This is a genomic window from Streptomyces sp. NPDC059499, assembly GCF_042749285.1.
Taxonomy (GTDB): Bacteria; Actinomycetota; Actinomycetes; order Streptomycetales; family Streptomycetaceae; genus Streptomyces.
Genome location: NZ_JBHYTT010000010.1, coordinates 282,058 through 296,358, shown reverse-complemented (window position 1 = coordinate 296,358; position 14,301 = coordinate 282,058). Strand labels below are relative to the sequence as shown.

The window sequence follows — 14,301 nt, the reverse complement described above, 5'->3', positions numbered from 1 at the left end:
GAGATCGCCCAGGTGACGACGGCGGTGGCGCGGGGTGACCTGTCGCAGAAGATCGACGTGGACGCCCGGGGCGAGATCCTGGAGCTGAAGAACACCATCAACACGATGGTCGACCAGCTCTCGGCCTTCGCCGACCAGGTGACCCGGGTGGCCCGCGAGGTGGGCACGGACGGACGGCTCGGCGGCCAGGCGCAGGTGCCGGGTGTGGCCGGCGTGTGGCGCGATCTGACCGACTCGGTGAACGGCATGGCGGGGAACCTCACCGCCCAGGTCCGCAACATCGCCCAGGTCGCCACGGCGGTGGCGCGGGGTGACCTGTCGCAGAAGATCGACGTGGACGCCCGGGGCGAGATCCTGGAGCTGAAGAACACCCTCAACACGATGGTCGACCAGCTCTCGAACTTCGCGGAGCAGGTGACCCGGGTGGCCCGCGAGGTGGGTACGGAGGGCATCCTCGGCGGGCAGGCGGAGGTGCAGGGAGTCTCCGGTACGTGGAAGGACCTCACACAGTCCGTCAACGGCATGGCGAACAACCTGACCCTCCAGGTCCGCAACATCGCCGAGGTGACCACGGCGGTCGCCAAGGGCGATCTCTCCAAGAAGATCACCGTCGACGCCAAGGGCGAGATCCTCGAACTGGTGACGACGGTCAACACGATGGTCGACCAGCTGCTCAACTTCGCCGACGAGGTGACGCGAGTCGCCCGTGAGGTGGGCACCGAAGGCATCCTCGGTGGTCAGGCCAGGGTGCGCGGTGCGACGGGCATCTGGAAGGACCTCAGCGACAACGTCAACCTGATGGCCAACAACCTGACCAGCCAGGTGCGCAACATCTCCCGGGTCTCGTCCGCGGTCGCCAACGGCGACCTCACCAAGAAGGTCACCGTCGAGGCACGCGGCGAGGTCGCGGAGCTCGCCGACACCGTGAACACGATGGTGACGACCCTGTCCTCGTTCGCCGACGAGGTGACCCGCGTGGCGCGCGAGGTGGGTACCGAGGGCGAGCTGGGCGGCCAGGCACGTGTCCCGGGTGTCGCGGGCACCTGGAAGGACCTCACCGAGTCCGTGAACTCGATGGCATCCAACCTGACCGGTCAGGTCCGCCAGATCGCCACGGTCACCACGGCGATCGCCAAGGGCGATCTGACCAAGAAGATCGACATCGATGCGCGCGGCGAGATCCAGGAGCTGAAGAACACCATCAACACGATGGTCGACCAGCTCTCGTCCTTCGCCGAGCAGGTGACCCGGGTGGCCCGTGAGGTGGGCACCGAGGGCCAGCTCGGTGGTCAGGCCCGGGTACGCGACGTCGACGGGACGTGGCGCGACCTCACCGAGTCGGTGAACGAGATGGCCGGGAACCTGACCCGTCAGGTGCGTGCCATCGCCGCGGTCGCCACCGCGGTGACCCGGGGCGATCTCAACCTCAAGATCGACGTGGACGCGGCCGGCGAGATCCAGGTGCTGCAGGACAACATCAACACGATGATCGCCAACCTGCGGGACACCACCCTGGCCAACAAGGAGCAGGACTGGCTCAAGGGCAACCTCGCCCGGATCTCGGGCCTCATGCAGGGCCGTCGCGACCTGGACGACGTCGCCTCGTTGATCATGAGCGAGCTGACGCCGGTCGTATCCGCCCAGCACGGTGCGTTCTTCCTGGCCATGACCACGGGTGACGCGGCCGAGGTGGGTGCGGACGGAGGCAAGGACAGCTCGTACGAGCTGCGCATGCGCGGCAGTTACGGCTACTCGGCGGGTTCCATGCCGACCTCGTTCCGGCCGGGAGAGACGCTCATCGGGACGGCGGCCGAGGAGAAGCGGACGATCCAGGTGGACCATGTGCCGCCGGGCTATCTGAAGATCTCCTCCGGCCTCGGCGAGGCACCGCCCGCGCACGTCATCGTGCTGCCGGTGCTGTTCGAGGGCAAGGTGCTCGGTGTGATCGAGCTGGCGTCGTTCCAGCCGTTCACCCACATCCAGCGCGACTTCCTCAACCAGCTCGCAGAGATGATCGCGACGAGCGTCAACACCATCAGCGTCAACACGAAGACCGAGAAGCTCCTCGAACAGTCCCAGGAGCTCACCGAGCAGCTGCGCGACCGGTCCCAGGAGCTGGAGAACCGGCAGAAGGCGCTCCAGGCCTCCAACGCCGAACTGGAGGAGAAGGCCGAGCTGCTGGCCCAGCAGAACCGCGACATCGAGGTGAAGAACACCGAGATCGAGGAGGCCAGGCAGGTCCTGGAGGAGCGCGCCGAACAGCTCGCGGTCTCGATGCGCTACAAGTCCGAGTTCCTCGCCAACATGTCGCACGAGCTGCGCACACCGCTCAACTCGCTGCTGATTCTGGCCAAGTTGCTCGCGGACAACGCCGAGGGCAATCTCTCGCCGAAGCAGGTGGAGTTCGCCGAGACGATCCACGGGGCGGGGTCCGACCTGCTCCAGCTGATCAACGACATCCTCGACCTGTCCAAGGTCGAGGCGGGCAAGATGGACGTCAGCCCGACCCGGATCGCACTGGTCCAGCTGGTCGACTACGTGGAGGCGACCTTCCGGCCGCTCACTGCGGAGAAGGGCCTCGACTTCTCCGTACGGGTGTCCCCGGAGCTGCCCGCCACGCTGCACACCGACGAGCAGAGGCTGCTCCAGGTGCTGCGCAACCTGCTCTCCAACGCGGTGAAGTTCACCGACAGCGGTGCCGTGGAGCTGGTGATCCGGCCGGCCGGCGCGGATGTGCCGAATTCGATCAGGGAGCACCTGCTCGAGGCCGGTTCGCTGCGTGACGCCGACGGGGACCTCATCGCCTTCTCGGTCACCGACACCGGAATCGGAATCGCGTCCAGCAAGATGCTGGTCATCTTCGAAGCCTTCAAGCAGGCGGACGGCACCACGAGCCGCAAGTACGGCGGTACGGGCCTCGGCCTGTCCATCAGCCGCGAGATCGCCCGGCTGCTGGGCGGCGAGATCCACGCCGCCAGCGAGCCGGGGCGCGGCTCGACGTTCACGCTCTACCTGCCGCTGCACGCGAGCGAACTGCCGCCGCAGGGCTACCCGCAGATGGGGCCCGGCCCCATCGAGGTCCACGGGAGCTCCGGCGAGGGAGCTCTGCACCTGGAGGCCTCGCAGCGCAACGGTGCCGAACTGCCCCTGGGGGATCCGGCCAACTCCGCCGGGATGTTCAGGCGTCGGCGCAAGGCGCTGGGCGGATCGGCGCAGCGCCCGGCCCTGGCGAACGGCAGGACCGCGGAGGAGAGTTCCCCACAGGGGGAGTGGGTGCAGGGAGGGCAGGAAGAGCCCGAGCAGCGCCGGACGTTCCGCTTCCACGGGGAGAAGGTGCTGATCGTCGACGACGACATCCGCAATGTCTTCGCGCTCACCAGCGTGCTGGAGCAGCACGGCCTGTCGGTGCTGTACGCGGAGAACGGGCGCGAGGGCATCGAAGTCCTCGAGCAGCACGACGATGTGACGATCGTGCTGATGGACATCATGATGCCCGAGATGGACGGATACGCCACGACCACGGCGATCCGCAGGATGCCGCAGTTCGCCGGACTGCCCATCGTCGCGCTGACAGCAAAGGCGATGAAGGGCGACCGTGAGAAGGCCATCGACTGCGGAGCGTCCGACTACGTCACGAAGCCGGTCGATTCTGATCATCTGCTGTCGGTCATGGAGAAGTGGATGAGCGGAGAGTGACCGGACGCGGTGAGAGTTCTGGTGCGGTGTCGACCTGCTCTGCTCGAAAGGGTGTGAGGCCGGGTTTTCCGGGGAACCTTCTGGTCTTCCACCGCGTTTTCGGTACGTGCACAGTGACATCTCGGTGACAGGGTGTGGCGACGGGCGGGGTGCGGCTACCATGACCGGCACAAGGACGGACGGCGTAAGGGAGTCGTCCCCTGGGGCGGCACCCGGTGCGATCCCGGGGCGAGGAGGACGGGCCATGATGCAGAAGGCCAAGATCCTCCTGGTCGATGACCGGCCGGAGAATCTGTTGGCGCTGGAGGCCATCCTCTCTGCGCTCGATCAGACACTGGTACGGGCATCGTCAGGGGAGGAGGCGCTCAAAGCGCTGCTCACGGACGATTTCGCGGTCATTCTGCTGGACGTCCAGATGCCAGGCATGGACGGCTTCGAGACGGCCGCGCACATCAAGCGACGCGAGCGGACCCGGGACATCCCGATCATCTTCCTCACCGCGATCAACCACGGTCCGCATCACACCTTCCGGGGCTATGCGGCAGGAGCGGTGGACTACATCTCGAAGCCCTTCGACCCCTGGGTGCTGCGCGCCAAGGTCTCGGTATTCGTCGAGCTGTACATGAAGAACTGTCAGCTGCGTGAACAGGCGGCGCTGCTGCGGCTCCAACTCGAGGGCGGTGCCCACGCGGGCGCCGACGAGAAGGAGCCGGCCGGTCTGCTGGCCGAACTCTCGGCGCGGCTCGCCGCGGTCGAGGAACAGGCGGAGGCCCTCTCCAAGCAGTTGGACGACGAGTCGGCGGACGCCGCGGCCGTGGCGACTGCCGCCCACCTGGAACGCAAGCTCACCGGACTGCGCCGCGCACTCGACGCGTTGGAGCCCGGCGCAGGCGGCTCCGGAGCCGCTCTGCCCTCGCAGGGCTGACCTGCGGCGGTTGAGGAAGCGTCAGTTCGGCGCCCACGCAGGGCGACACGGTCGGGTGAAGCGGTAGGCACACGTGTCCCGTGCCGTAGACACCGGTAACCTCAGGCACATGGCCTCACGTACGTCCGGCAAGGGTTCCCAGGGCACGGCGGGCACCGCGAAGCGTGCCGGCCGTACCCAGGGACCGGCGAAGAAAGCCGCGCCCGCCAAGAAGACCGCGCCCGCGAAGAAAGCCCCCGCCAAAAAGGCCGTGGCCAAGAAGCCCGTGCCCAAACCCGCACCCTCCCCCACCGGGGGCGTGTACCGGCTCGTCCGTGCCCTCTGGCTCGGGACGGCACACGGTGTGGGCGCGGTGTTCCGTTCCATAGGGCGCGGCGCGAAGGGACTCGACCCCGCGCACCGCAAGGACGGTCTCGCCCTGCTGCTGCTCGGTCTCGCGCTGATCGTGGCGGCGGGCACCTGGTCGCATCTGCAGGGCCCCGTCGGTGATCTCGTCGAGATGCTCGTGACCGGTGCGTTCGGCCGGCTCGATCTGCTCGTGCCGATACTGCTGGGCGCCGTCGCGGTGCGGCTGATCCTCTATCCGGAGAAGCCCGAGGCCAACGGCCGTATCGTCATCGGCCTCTCCGCCCTCGTCGTCGGAGTGCTCGGCCAGGTCCACATCGCCTGCGGATCGCCCGGCCGTGAGGACGGCACCGGCGCCATGCAGGACGCGGGCGGGCTCATCGGATGGGCCGCTTCCAAGCCGCTCGTCTTCACGATGGGCGAGGTCCTCGCCGTACCCCTGCTCCTGCTCCTGACGGTCTTCGGTCTGCTGGTCGTCACCGCGACCCCGGTCAACGCCATTCCGCAGCGGCTGCGGCTGCTCGGCTCCAAGCTCGGCATCGTCGACCCGGTGCACGAGCACGGCGAGGAGGGGCACGACGACGACCGGTACGACGAGCAGTGGCGCGAAGCGCTGCCCGAACGCTCGCGGCGTTCCCCGGGACGCCGTTCGGAGACGGACGGCGACTACGACCCGGACCATGAGGAGGGCGCGGCGCCGGCCAGGCGGCGCCGTCCGCGCACGCCCTCTGTCCATCCCGCCATGAACCGCACGATGGACGCCGTGGACGTGGCCGCCGCGGCTGCGGCGGCGCTCGACGGTGCCGTCCTCAACGGAATGCCGCCCTCGCCGGTCGTCGCCGATCTGACGCAGGGCGTCTCCACCGAGCGGGACCGCGAGCGGACGGGAACGCCCGTGCCAGGGGCCAGGGCGGGGGAGAAGGCACCGTCGGGCGACCGGGCCGGAAAGGCCGCGTCGCCGTCCTCCGGTGGCGTACCCGACCTGACCAAGCCCGCCCCCGAGCGGTCCCAGCCCCTTCCTCCGCGCGCCGAGCAGCTCCAGCTCTCGGGCGACATCACCTACTCCCTGCCCTCGCTCGACCTGCTGGAGCGCGGCGGGCCCGGCAAGACGCGCAGTGCCGCGAACGACGCGGTCGTCGCCTCGCTGACGAACGTCTTCATGGAGTTCAAGGTCGATGCGGCCGTCACCGGGTTCACCCGCGGCCCCACGGTCACGCGGTACGAGGTGGAGCTGGGACCGGCCGTCAAGGTCGAGCGGATCACCGCCCTGACCAAGAACATCGCGTACGCGGTCGCCAGCCCCGACGTCCGGATCATCTCCCCGATCCCGGGGAAGTCCGCCGTCGGCATCGAGATCCCCAACTCCGACCGGGAGATGGTCAATCTCGGAGACGTGCTGCGCCTCGCGGACGCGGCCGAGGACGACCACCCCATGCTCGTGGCGCTCGGGAAGAACGTCGAGGGCGGCTACGAGATGGCGAATCTCGCGAAGATGCCGCATGTCCTGGTCGCCGGTGCGACGGGGTCCGGCAAGTCCTCCTGCATCAACTGTCTGATCACGTCGGTCATGGTGCGGGCGACCCCGGAGGACGTCCGGATGGTGCTGGTCGACCCCAAGCGGGTCGAGCTCACCGCGTACGAAGGCATTCCGCACCTGATCACGCCCATCATCACCAACCCGAAGAAGGCCGCCGAGGCACTTCAGTGGGTCGTACGGGAGATGGACCTGCGCTACGACGACCTCGCGGCGTACGGGTACCGGCACATCGACGACTTCAACCACGCGGTGCGCAACGGCAAGGCCAAGGCCCCCGAGGGCAGCGAGCGCGAGTTGTCCCCGTACCCCTATCTGCTGGTGATCGTCGACGAGCTCGCGGACCTCATGATGGTCGCACCGCGTGACGTCGAGGACTCCATCGTCCGCATCACCCAGCTGGCGCGCGCCGCCGGCATCCACCTGGTGCTCGCCACCCAGCGGCCCTCGGTCGACGTCGTCACCGGACTGATCAAGGCCAACGTGCCCTCACGGCTCGCCTTCGCCACCTCGTCCCTCGCCGACAGCCGCGTCATCCTCGACCAGCCCGGCGCCGAGAAGCTCATCGGAAAGGGTGACGGACTGTTCCTGCCGATGGGTGCGAACAAGCCCACGCGCATGCAGGGAGCGTTCGTCACCGAGGACGAGGTCGCGGCAGTCGTCCAGCACTGCAAGGATCAGATGGCGCCGGTCTTCCGCGAGGACGTGGTGGTCGGCACGAAGCAGAAGAAGGAGATCGACGAGGACATCGGCGACGACCTCGATCTGCTCTGCCAGGCCGCCGAGCTGGTCGTCTCCACCCAGTTCGGTTCGACGTCGATGCTCCAGCGCAAGCTGCGGGTCGGTTTCGCGAAGGCGGGCCGGCTGATGGACCTCATGGAGTCGCGCAACATCGTGGGCCCCAGCGAGGGTTCCAAGGCGCGCGATGTACTGGTGAAACCGGACGAGATCGACGGAGTGTTGGCCGTCATTCGTGGGGAAACCGCTTCGTAAGAGTTTTGCGGGCAACCGTTTCGCCCGGTCGTACGTCAAGTTGAAGGGAGGAGCAGCGGGATGATCCGTCTTCTGCTCCATCCCCTGCATTGCCCAAGGGGCTGTCCGGCGAACCCGATGGCGTACAAAGTCGTCCCTCCCGGTTGCCCCACCCTTTCGTACCACCCCTAGACTGAACATCCAGCAGGTGGCTCACGCTCGAAAGGCGCCCCCGTGTCCATCGGCAACTCCCCCGAAGACGACCGTCCTTCGATCGGTCGCGCGCTTCATCAGGCTCGTATCGCCGCAGGTCTGACGGTCGAGGAAGTCAGCAGCTCCACCCGGGTGCGCATCCCCATCGTGCACGCGATCGAGGACGACGACTTCTCCCGCAGTGGCGGCGACGTGTACGCGCGCGGTCACATCCGAATGCTCGCCCGCGCCGTTCGGCTGGAGCCGGATCCGCTGGTCGCGCAGTACGACGCCGAGCATGGCGGCCGTCCTGCGCCCACGCCCGCGGCGCCGCTGTTCGAAGCGGAACGGATCCGTTCCGAACCCCGTCGGCCCAACTGGACCGCGGCGATGGTCGCGGCGATCGTCGCCGTGATCGGCTTCGTCGGTTTCACACTCTTCAACGGCGACGACGGCTCCGGGACCGCACAGGTCGCGGAGGGCTCCACGCCCGACAAGACGACTCCCAAGCCCACCACTACCACCAAGCCGGCCGACCCCAAGCCCGTGCCCTCCGAAAGCGCCATCGCCGCAGCTCCGCGCGACAAGGTGACGGTGAAGCTCAGCGCCACCGAGCGCAAGAGCTGGATCTCGGCGAAGGACCACAACGGGCGGCTGCTCTTCGACGGGATCCTGCTCCAGGGCGACTCGAAGACCTTCCAGGACAACGAGCGCGTCGATCTGGTCCTCGGGGACGCCGGGGCGATCGAGCTCTTCGTGAACGGCAAGAAGGTCGACGACCGTTTCGAGCCCGGTCAGGTCGAGCGGCTTTCGTACACGAAGGGTGATCCCGAGGTCGGCTGACCTCCCCCGCCCCTCAGCGGTGAGTGCCCGGCAGTCGCGCCGGGTGCTCACCGTCCTTGTTTTCCTAGCGCGTCACCCGGTGTTCGGTCACTCCCTGTAGCAGTGAACCCTGCACGGCAGGACGAGTGCCGGGACAAAGTAGTCTTGAGCCCATGCCCGAACGCCGTACCGTCGCCCTTGTCACTCTTGGCTGCGCCCGTAACGAGGTGGACTCGGAGGAGCTCGCAGGCCGCTTGGCAGCGGACGGCTGGGAGCTCGTCGAGAACGCCTCCGACGCGGATGTCGCCGTCGTCAACACCTGTGGATTCGTCGAAGCCGCCAAGAAGGACTCCGTCGATGCCCTGCTCGAAGCCAATGATCTGAAGGATCACGGCAGAACCCAGGCCGTGGTGGCCGTCGGCTGCATGGCCGAGCGCTACGGCAAGGATCTCGCCGAGGCGCTGCCGGAAGCGGACGGGGTCCTCGGCTTCGACGACTACGCCGACATCTCCGACCGCCTGCAGACCATTCTCAACGGCGGCATCCACGCCTCCCACACCCCGCGCGACCGGCGCAAACTGCTCCCGATCAGCCCGGCCGAGCGGCAGGACGCCGCCGTCGCGCTGCCCGGACACGCCCAGGAGGAGGTCACGCCGGCTCCTGCCGACCTCCCGGAGGGCCTCGCGCCCGTATCCGGTCCGCGGGCACCGCTGCGCCGCAGGCTGGGTACCAGCCCCGTCGCGTCGGTGAAGCTCGCCTCCGGCTGCGACCGCCGCTGCACCTTCTGCGCCATTCCCTCCTTCCGGGGGTCCTTCATCTCCCGGCGTCCGTCGGACGTCCTGGGGGAGACGCGCTGGCTCGCCGAGCAGGGCGTCAAGGAGGTCATGCTGGTCTCCGAGAACAACACCTCGTACGGCAAGGACCTCGGCGACATCAGGCTCCTGGAGACCCTGCTGCCGGAGCTCGCCGACGTCGACGGGATCGAGCGGATCCGCGTCAGCTATCTGCAGCCCGCCGAGATGCGCCCCGGACTGATCGACGTCCTCACGTCCACGCCGAAGGTCGCCCCCTACTTCGACCTCTCCTTCCAGCACTCCGCCCCCGGCGTGCTGCGCGCGATGCGACGCTTCGGCGACACGGACCGTTTCCTGGAGCTTCTGGAAACCATCCGCGGCAAGGCGCCGCAGGCCGGTGCCCGGTCGAACTTCATCGTCGGCTTCCCCGGCGAGACCGAGGCCGACCTCGCCGAGCTGGAACGCTTCCTCACCGGAGCGCGCCTGGACGCCATCGGGGTGTTCGGCTACTCCGACGAGGAGGGCACCGAAGCCGTCGGTTACGAGAACAAGCTGGACGCCGACGTCATCGCCGAGCGGCTCGCCCACATCTCGCAGCTGGCCGAGGAACTGACCTCGCAGCGTGCCGAGGAGCGGGTCGGCGAGACCCTTCAGGTTCTTGTCGAGTCGGTGGAGTCCGAGGAGGACGGTCCCGTCGCGGTGGGCCGTGCCGCGCACCAGGCGCCCGAAACGGACGGTCAGGTCGTCTTCACCGCACGCGAGGGTCTCGTGCCGGGCCGTATGGTCGAGGCAAAGGCAGTGGGCTCCGAGGGAGTGGACCTCGTGGCCGAACACCACGAGCTTGCGGAGGCAGCCAGATGACGGGAGTCCCGGCATCCGCGGCAGGCGGCTCCGGCGCGACGCCGGTACCCCGCGGCGGCAAGCTGGGCACGGCGGCCGTCAACCAGGCCGGTCTGTGGAACATCGCCAACATCCTGACCATGGTGCGGCTGCTGCTGGTCCCGGGCTTCGTGATGCTGCTCCTGCACGACGGCGGCTACGACCCGGTCTGGAGGTCCTTCGCGTGGGCGGCCTTCGCCGTGGCGATGATCACCGACCTGTTCGACGGCCATCTGGCGCGCGCGTACAACCTGGTGACGGACTTCGGGAAGATCGCCGACCCGATCGCCGACAAGGCGATCATGGGCGCGGCGCTCATCTGCCTTTCCTCGCTCGGGGATCTGCCGTGGTGGATCACGGGCGTGATCCTCTTCCGGGAACTCGGCATCACCCTCATGCGGTTCTGGGTGATCCGGCACGCGGTGATTCCGGCCAGCCGCGGCGGGAAGATGAAGACGCTGGCGCAGGGCACGGCCGTCGGGATGTACGTCCTGGTGCTGACGGGGCCGCTGGCCACGATGCGCTTCTGGATGATGATGGCCGCCGTCGTGCTGACGGTCGTCACCGGCCTCGACTATGTGCGCCAGGCCGTCGTGCTGAGGCGCCAAGGGCTGGCGGCGGAGCGGTACGCGGCCATGGAGGCGGTCACGGCGGCAGCGGACTCGGGCACGGGGCACTGCGCTTCGAGCACGGAAGCCGGCGGAGAGGCCGCGGAGCCCGTGACCGGCAGCCGGGGCGCCGCGGAGGCCGAGCGGTGACTGCCGTGGCGGCCCGGGTGCTGCGGCGGCTCGTGGAGCGGGGCGAGACACTCGCCGTCGCCGAGTCACTCACCGGCGGCATGGTCGCCGCGGAGCTCACCTCTGTACCCGGCGCCTCGCGGTCCTTCCGCGGGTCCGTCACGGCGTACGCGACGTCCCTGAAGCATGACGTCCTGGGCGTCGACGGGCTGCTTCTCGCCGAGCGCGGTGCGGTGGACCCCGACGTCGCGCGCGCGATGGCAACGGGCGTACGGCTGACCCTGGGCGCAGACTGGGGAGTGTCGACCACCGGGGTGGCGGGTCCCGAGCCGCAGGACGGCAAGCCCGTCGGAACGGTCTATGTGGCGGTCTCCGGGCCCGGTGGCGTACAGAAAGTCGCCGAGCTGAGGTTGAACGGCGAGCGGGCGGACATCCGTAGAGAGAGTGTACGGAGCCTTCTCGAGCTGCTCTCCGGCGAACTCGGCGACAATGCGAGGGCACAGGATACGGAACAGAACGGGGGGAATTGATGTTTGCAGCCCTGAGTGAACACGACATCGCTCCCCGCACGGCCGCAGCGCAAGGCGGTACGGTGGGGCGTGAAGGATGCGGCTACGCGGTCCGAGGAGGGAGCCACCGATGATTCTGCTCCGTCGCCTGCTTGGTGACGTGCTGCGTCGGCAGCGCCAGCGCCAAGGCCGTACTCTGCGCGAAGTCTCCTCGTCCGCCCGAGTCTCGCTCGGCTATCTCTCCGAGGTGGAGCGGGGGCAGAAGGAGGCATCCTCCGAGCTGCTCTCCGCCATTTGCGACGCGCTTGACGTACGGATGTCCCAGCTCATGCGTGAAGTGAGCGATGAACTGTCTCTGGCAGAGCTGGCCGAGTCGGCAGCTGCCAGCGACCCGGTGCCTGTGCCGGTACGCCCAATGCTCAATTCCGTCTCCGTGTCGTCGGTCGCAGGCGTGCCGACGGGACGAGTGACAATCAAGGCGCCCGCGGAAGCGGTGGATGTCGTCGCCGCCTGACCTGCGTGGTTCAATGAGAACCGAAAGCCCCGGTCGACCCTGATGGGTCGGCCGGGGCTTTCGGTGTGTGCGGGGCTGTTCGCCGGGCAGGCGCGGAGTGAGGCGAAGTCTCGCAGCAGCCGCCCGATGAGTGTTTTATGACATATGTGCCATCGTGGACGGGTGGTACGCCGAACAGCAATCTGATCGGAGAATCGCATGTCTGTCGTGAAGAGTCCGTTGTCGGAGAGCGACCGCAAGGTCGTGGGGGATGCGTTGCAAGGCGCCCTGGTCGACCTGATCGACCTTTCCCTGGCGGCGAAGCAGGTCCACTGGAATGTGGTCGGTCCGCGCTTCCGGTCCGTACACCTTCAGCTCGACGAGGTCGTGGACACGGCGCGGCAGCATTCGGACACGGTCGCGGAGAGGGCTTCAGCGGTCGGTGTCAATCCTGACGGGCGAAGCCGGACCCTCGCCAAGACCACGGCCATCGACTCCGTACCGGAGGGCTGGATCAAGGACGTGGACGCGGTACGGGCACTCGTGGACGCCCTCCGTGTGGTCGTCGACCGCATGCGGGAGCGGATCGACGCGACCGCTGAGCCGGATCCCGTCAGCCAGGACATCCTGATCACGCTGACGGCGGATCTCGAGAAGCACGCCTGGATGTTCCAAGCCGAGAGTGCCTGACCAGCGACCGGCGACCAGCCGGCAGCTGTTGTCAGCGGCCGGCGGCGAACGAGTGAGGAGTGAACATGAGTGGCAAGAACGAGATGGACAAGGCCAAGGGCAAGGCCAAGGAAGCCACCGGCAAGCTGACCGGTGACCGCCGCATGGAGACCGAGGGAAAGGCCGACCAGGCGAAGGCCAAGGCCAAGGACGCCCTGGGCGGAGCCGGTGACCGCGCCAAGGGTGTCAAGGACTCGATGACCGACGGTGACGGCCGCTAGTTCCCTGTCGAAGCGGCCCGAAGGCCGCGTACGCCCCCGCTGACTCCTGTCGCGGGGGCGTACGCATGTCGGCAGGCACACCGGGGTGCGGGATGCAGGCGGGGCCGTATCGGGGGAAACTGCGGGGAGGGCCGCGGTTCCACCCTCTCCCAGCGGCCCGTCGGAGAGTGCGCGTCATCGCCCTGTTCGCGCCGCGCACGCCGGTAGTGCACCGGTGCGCCCTCCCCTCAGCGGATCGAGCCGTACTAGCGTCCAGCGTCGGCCGGAGGAGGCAGCCATGGTGCGGCGGTGGGCGCTGGTGCTCGTCCTCGGCGGAGTGTGGTGGTGGGCCGTGCTCCGCCTGTTACTGGCGCCTGAACACGCCGGACTGGTCGAGGGCGCGGTGGCGGCCGGCGGCTGGGGGCTGAGCCTGCTGCCCGTTCATGTGACGGCGACTGCCCGGCACGGGCGCGCGGCGAAAGAGGGCCGTGCCGGACCGTCGTGAAAGCAGTGAGTTCGGAGTGGAGTGATTCCCGCGCGCGGCGGTGCCGTGGCGAGTGACCCGGCCCCGCGGCGGGCGTCCTCTAAGGAGTGGGCCCCGACTGGCAGCGCGGACACCAGTACGTGGGCCGGTCGTCCTGGTCCGCTTTCCGGATCGGCGTGCGGCACCTCAGGCAGGGGCGGTGGGCCCGGCCGTAGACGAAGAGCCGCTCCCGCGTGGGGGCCCGGCCGAGAGCGGCGACAGGGCCGGTAGTCGTCCGTGTGGGGCGGTCACGGTTGGCTTCGAGGAGCTGCTTGGCGGTCGTCACCAGCCGGCCGGCCGTGGGCACCGGCAGCTCGCCCACGGGCAGCCACGGGGTGACGCGGGCCAGGAAGCAGAGCTCGCACTTGTAGACATTGCCGATGCCGGCCAGGTTGCGCTGGTCCAGGAGCGCTTCCCCGAGGGGGCGTGCGGGGTCGCTGAGCAGATTGCGCAGAGCGGTGTGCGGTTCCCAGTCCGGCCCCAGCAGATCAGGGCCGAGATGGCCGACGGCCTGCTCCTCGTCCCGGGTGCGGAGCAGCTCGAGGACGGGGAGCCGGTAGCCGACGGCGGTGTGCTCCGCGGTGGCGAGGACGGCTCGGATCTGGTGGGCGGGCCCGCCGCCCCAGCGTTCTCCCGCGCCGTAGACGCGCCAGGCACCGTCCATCCGCAAGTGGCTGTGAAGGGTGAGACCGTCCTCGATGCGGGTGAGGAGATGCTTTCCCCGCGCGGTGACATCGAGCACAGCACGTCCGGTCAGGTCCGCGGTGGCGAAACGGGGGACCCGAAGGTCGGAGCGGGTCAGCACATGACCTGCGAGCGCCGCGTCGAGGCGCTTGGCGGTCTGCAGGACGGTGTCACCTTCGGGCATGTCTCCATGATGCGCGGCCCCCGGCATGGACGGGAGCCGCCGGCCGCCACCGTCGCCCGAGGATCTTCAGGCGCGAGCCGTCG

The 14,301-nt window shown here is 68.6% G+C and carries 12 protein-coding genes; 11 read left to right on the top strand and 1 reads right to left on the bottom strand.

Going from position 1 to position 14,301, the window contains the following annotated elements; all coding sequences use genetic code 11:
- From ACFW9O_RS23865 to ACFW9O_RS23815, 11 genes are all read left to right on the top strand, one after another.
- Positions 1-3,696, top strand: a 3,696-nt coding sequence (locus tag ACFW9O_RS23865) for a HAMP domain-containing protein (protein WP_384611964.1), incomplete at its 5' end; no start/stop codon positions are given.
- A gap of 244 nt (positions 3,697-3,940) precedes the next feature.
- The gene (locus ACFW9O_RS23860; protein ID WP_351167751.1) at positions 3,941-4,621 is read left to right on the top strand and encodes a response regulator; all 681 of its coding nucleotides are present in this window, start codon (positions 3,941-3,943) and stop codon (positions 4,619-4,621) included.
- Between the two features lie 109 nt (positions 4,622-4,730).
- Positions 4,731-7,493, top strand: coding sequence for a DNA translocase FtsK (locus ACFW9O_RS23855; RefSeq protein WP_384611962.1), 2,763 nt, complete (start codon positions 4,731-4,733; stop codon positions 7,491-7,493).
- A gap of 213 nt (positions 7,494-7,706) precedes the next feature.
- Positions 7,707-8,507, top strand: coding sequence for a helix-turn-helix domain-containing protein (locus ACFW9O_RS23850; protein WP_351167755.1), 801 nt, complete (start codon positions 7,707-7,709; stop codon positions 8,505-8,507).
- Between the two features lie 152 nt (positions 8,508-8,659).
- Complete coding sequence (gene rimO / locus ACFW9O_RS23845; RefSeq protein ID WP_384611960.1) at positions 8,660-10,141, top strand: 30S ribosomal protein S12 methylthiotransferase RimO; 1,482 nt, start codon at positions 8,660-8,662, stop codon at positions 10,139-10,141.
- Complete coding sequence (gene pgsA / locus ACFW9O_RS23840; protein WP_351167759.1) at positions 10,138-10,917, top strand: CDP-diacylglycerol--glycerol-3-phosphate 3-phosphatidyltransferase; 780 nt, start codon at positions 10,138-10,140, stop codon at positions 10,915-10,917. Before rimO ends, pgsA begins: the two co-directional genes overlap by 4 nt.
- Entirely contained in the window at positions 10,914-11,426 is a 513-nt protein-coding gene (locus ACFW9O_RS23835) for a CinA family protein (protein WP_384611959.1), read from the top strand. The genes pgsA and ACFW9O_RS23835 overlap by 4 nt, the downstream gene beginning before the upstream one ends.
- Before the next feature lie 109 nt (positions 11,427-11,535).
- Positions 11,536-11,919, top strand: coding sequence for a helix-turn-helix domain-containing protein (locus tag ACFW9O_RS23830; RefSeq protein ID WP_384611957.1), 384 nt, complete (start codon positions 11,536-11,538; stop codon positions 11,917-11,919).
- Between the two features lie 198 nt (positions 11,920-12,117).
- Positions 12,118-12,588, top strand: a complete 471-nt coding sequence (locus ACFW9O_RS23825) for a DNA starvation/stationary phase protection protein (RefSeq protein ID WP_351167763.1) — start codon at positions 12,118-12,120, stop codon at positions 12,586-12,588.
- Positions 12,589-12,653: 65 nt separating this feature from the next.
- Entirely contained in the window at positions 12,654-12,848 is a 195-nt protein-coding gene (locus ACFW9O_RS23820) for a CsbD family protein (RefSeq protein WP_351167765.1), read from the top strand.
- Positions 12,849-13,125: 277 nt separating this feature from the next.
- Positions 13,126-13,332, top strand: a complete 207-nt coding sequence (locus ACFW9O_RS23815) for a hypothetical protein (RefSeq protein ID WP_384611955.1) — start codon at positions 13,126-13,128, stop codon at positions 13,330-13,332.
- Positions 13,333-13,411: 79 nt separating this feature from the next.
- Here ACFW9O_RS23815 and ACFW9O_RS23810 read toward each other — a convergent pair whose 3' ends face one another.
- Positions 13,412-14,218, bottom strand: coding sequence for an Fpg/Nei family DNA glycosylase (locus ACFW9O_RS23810; RefSeq protein WP_384611953.1), 807 nt, complete (start codon positions 14,216-14,218; stop codon positions 13,412-13,414).
- Between the last annotated feature and the right edge of the window lie 83 nt (positions 14,219-14,301).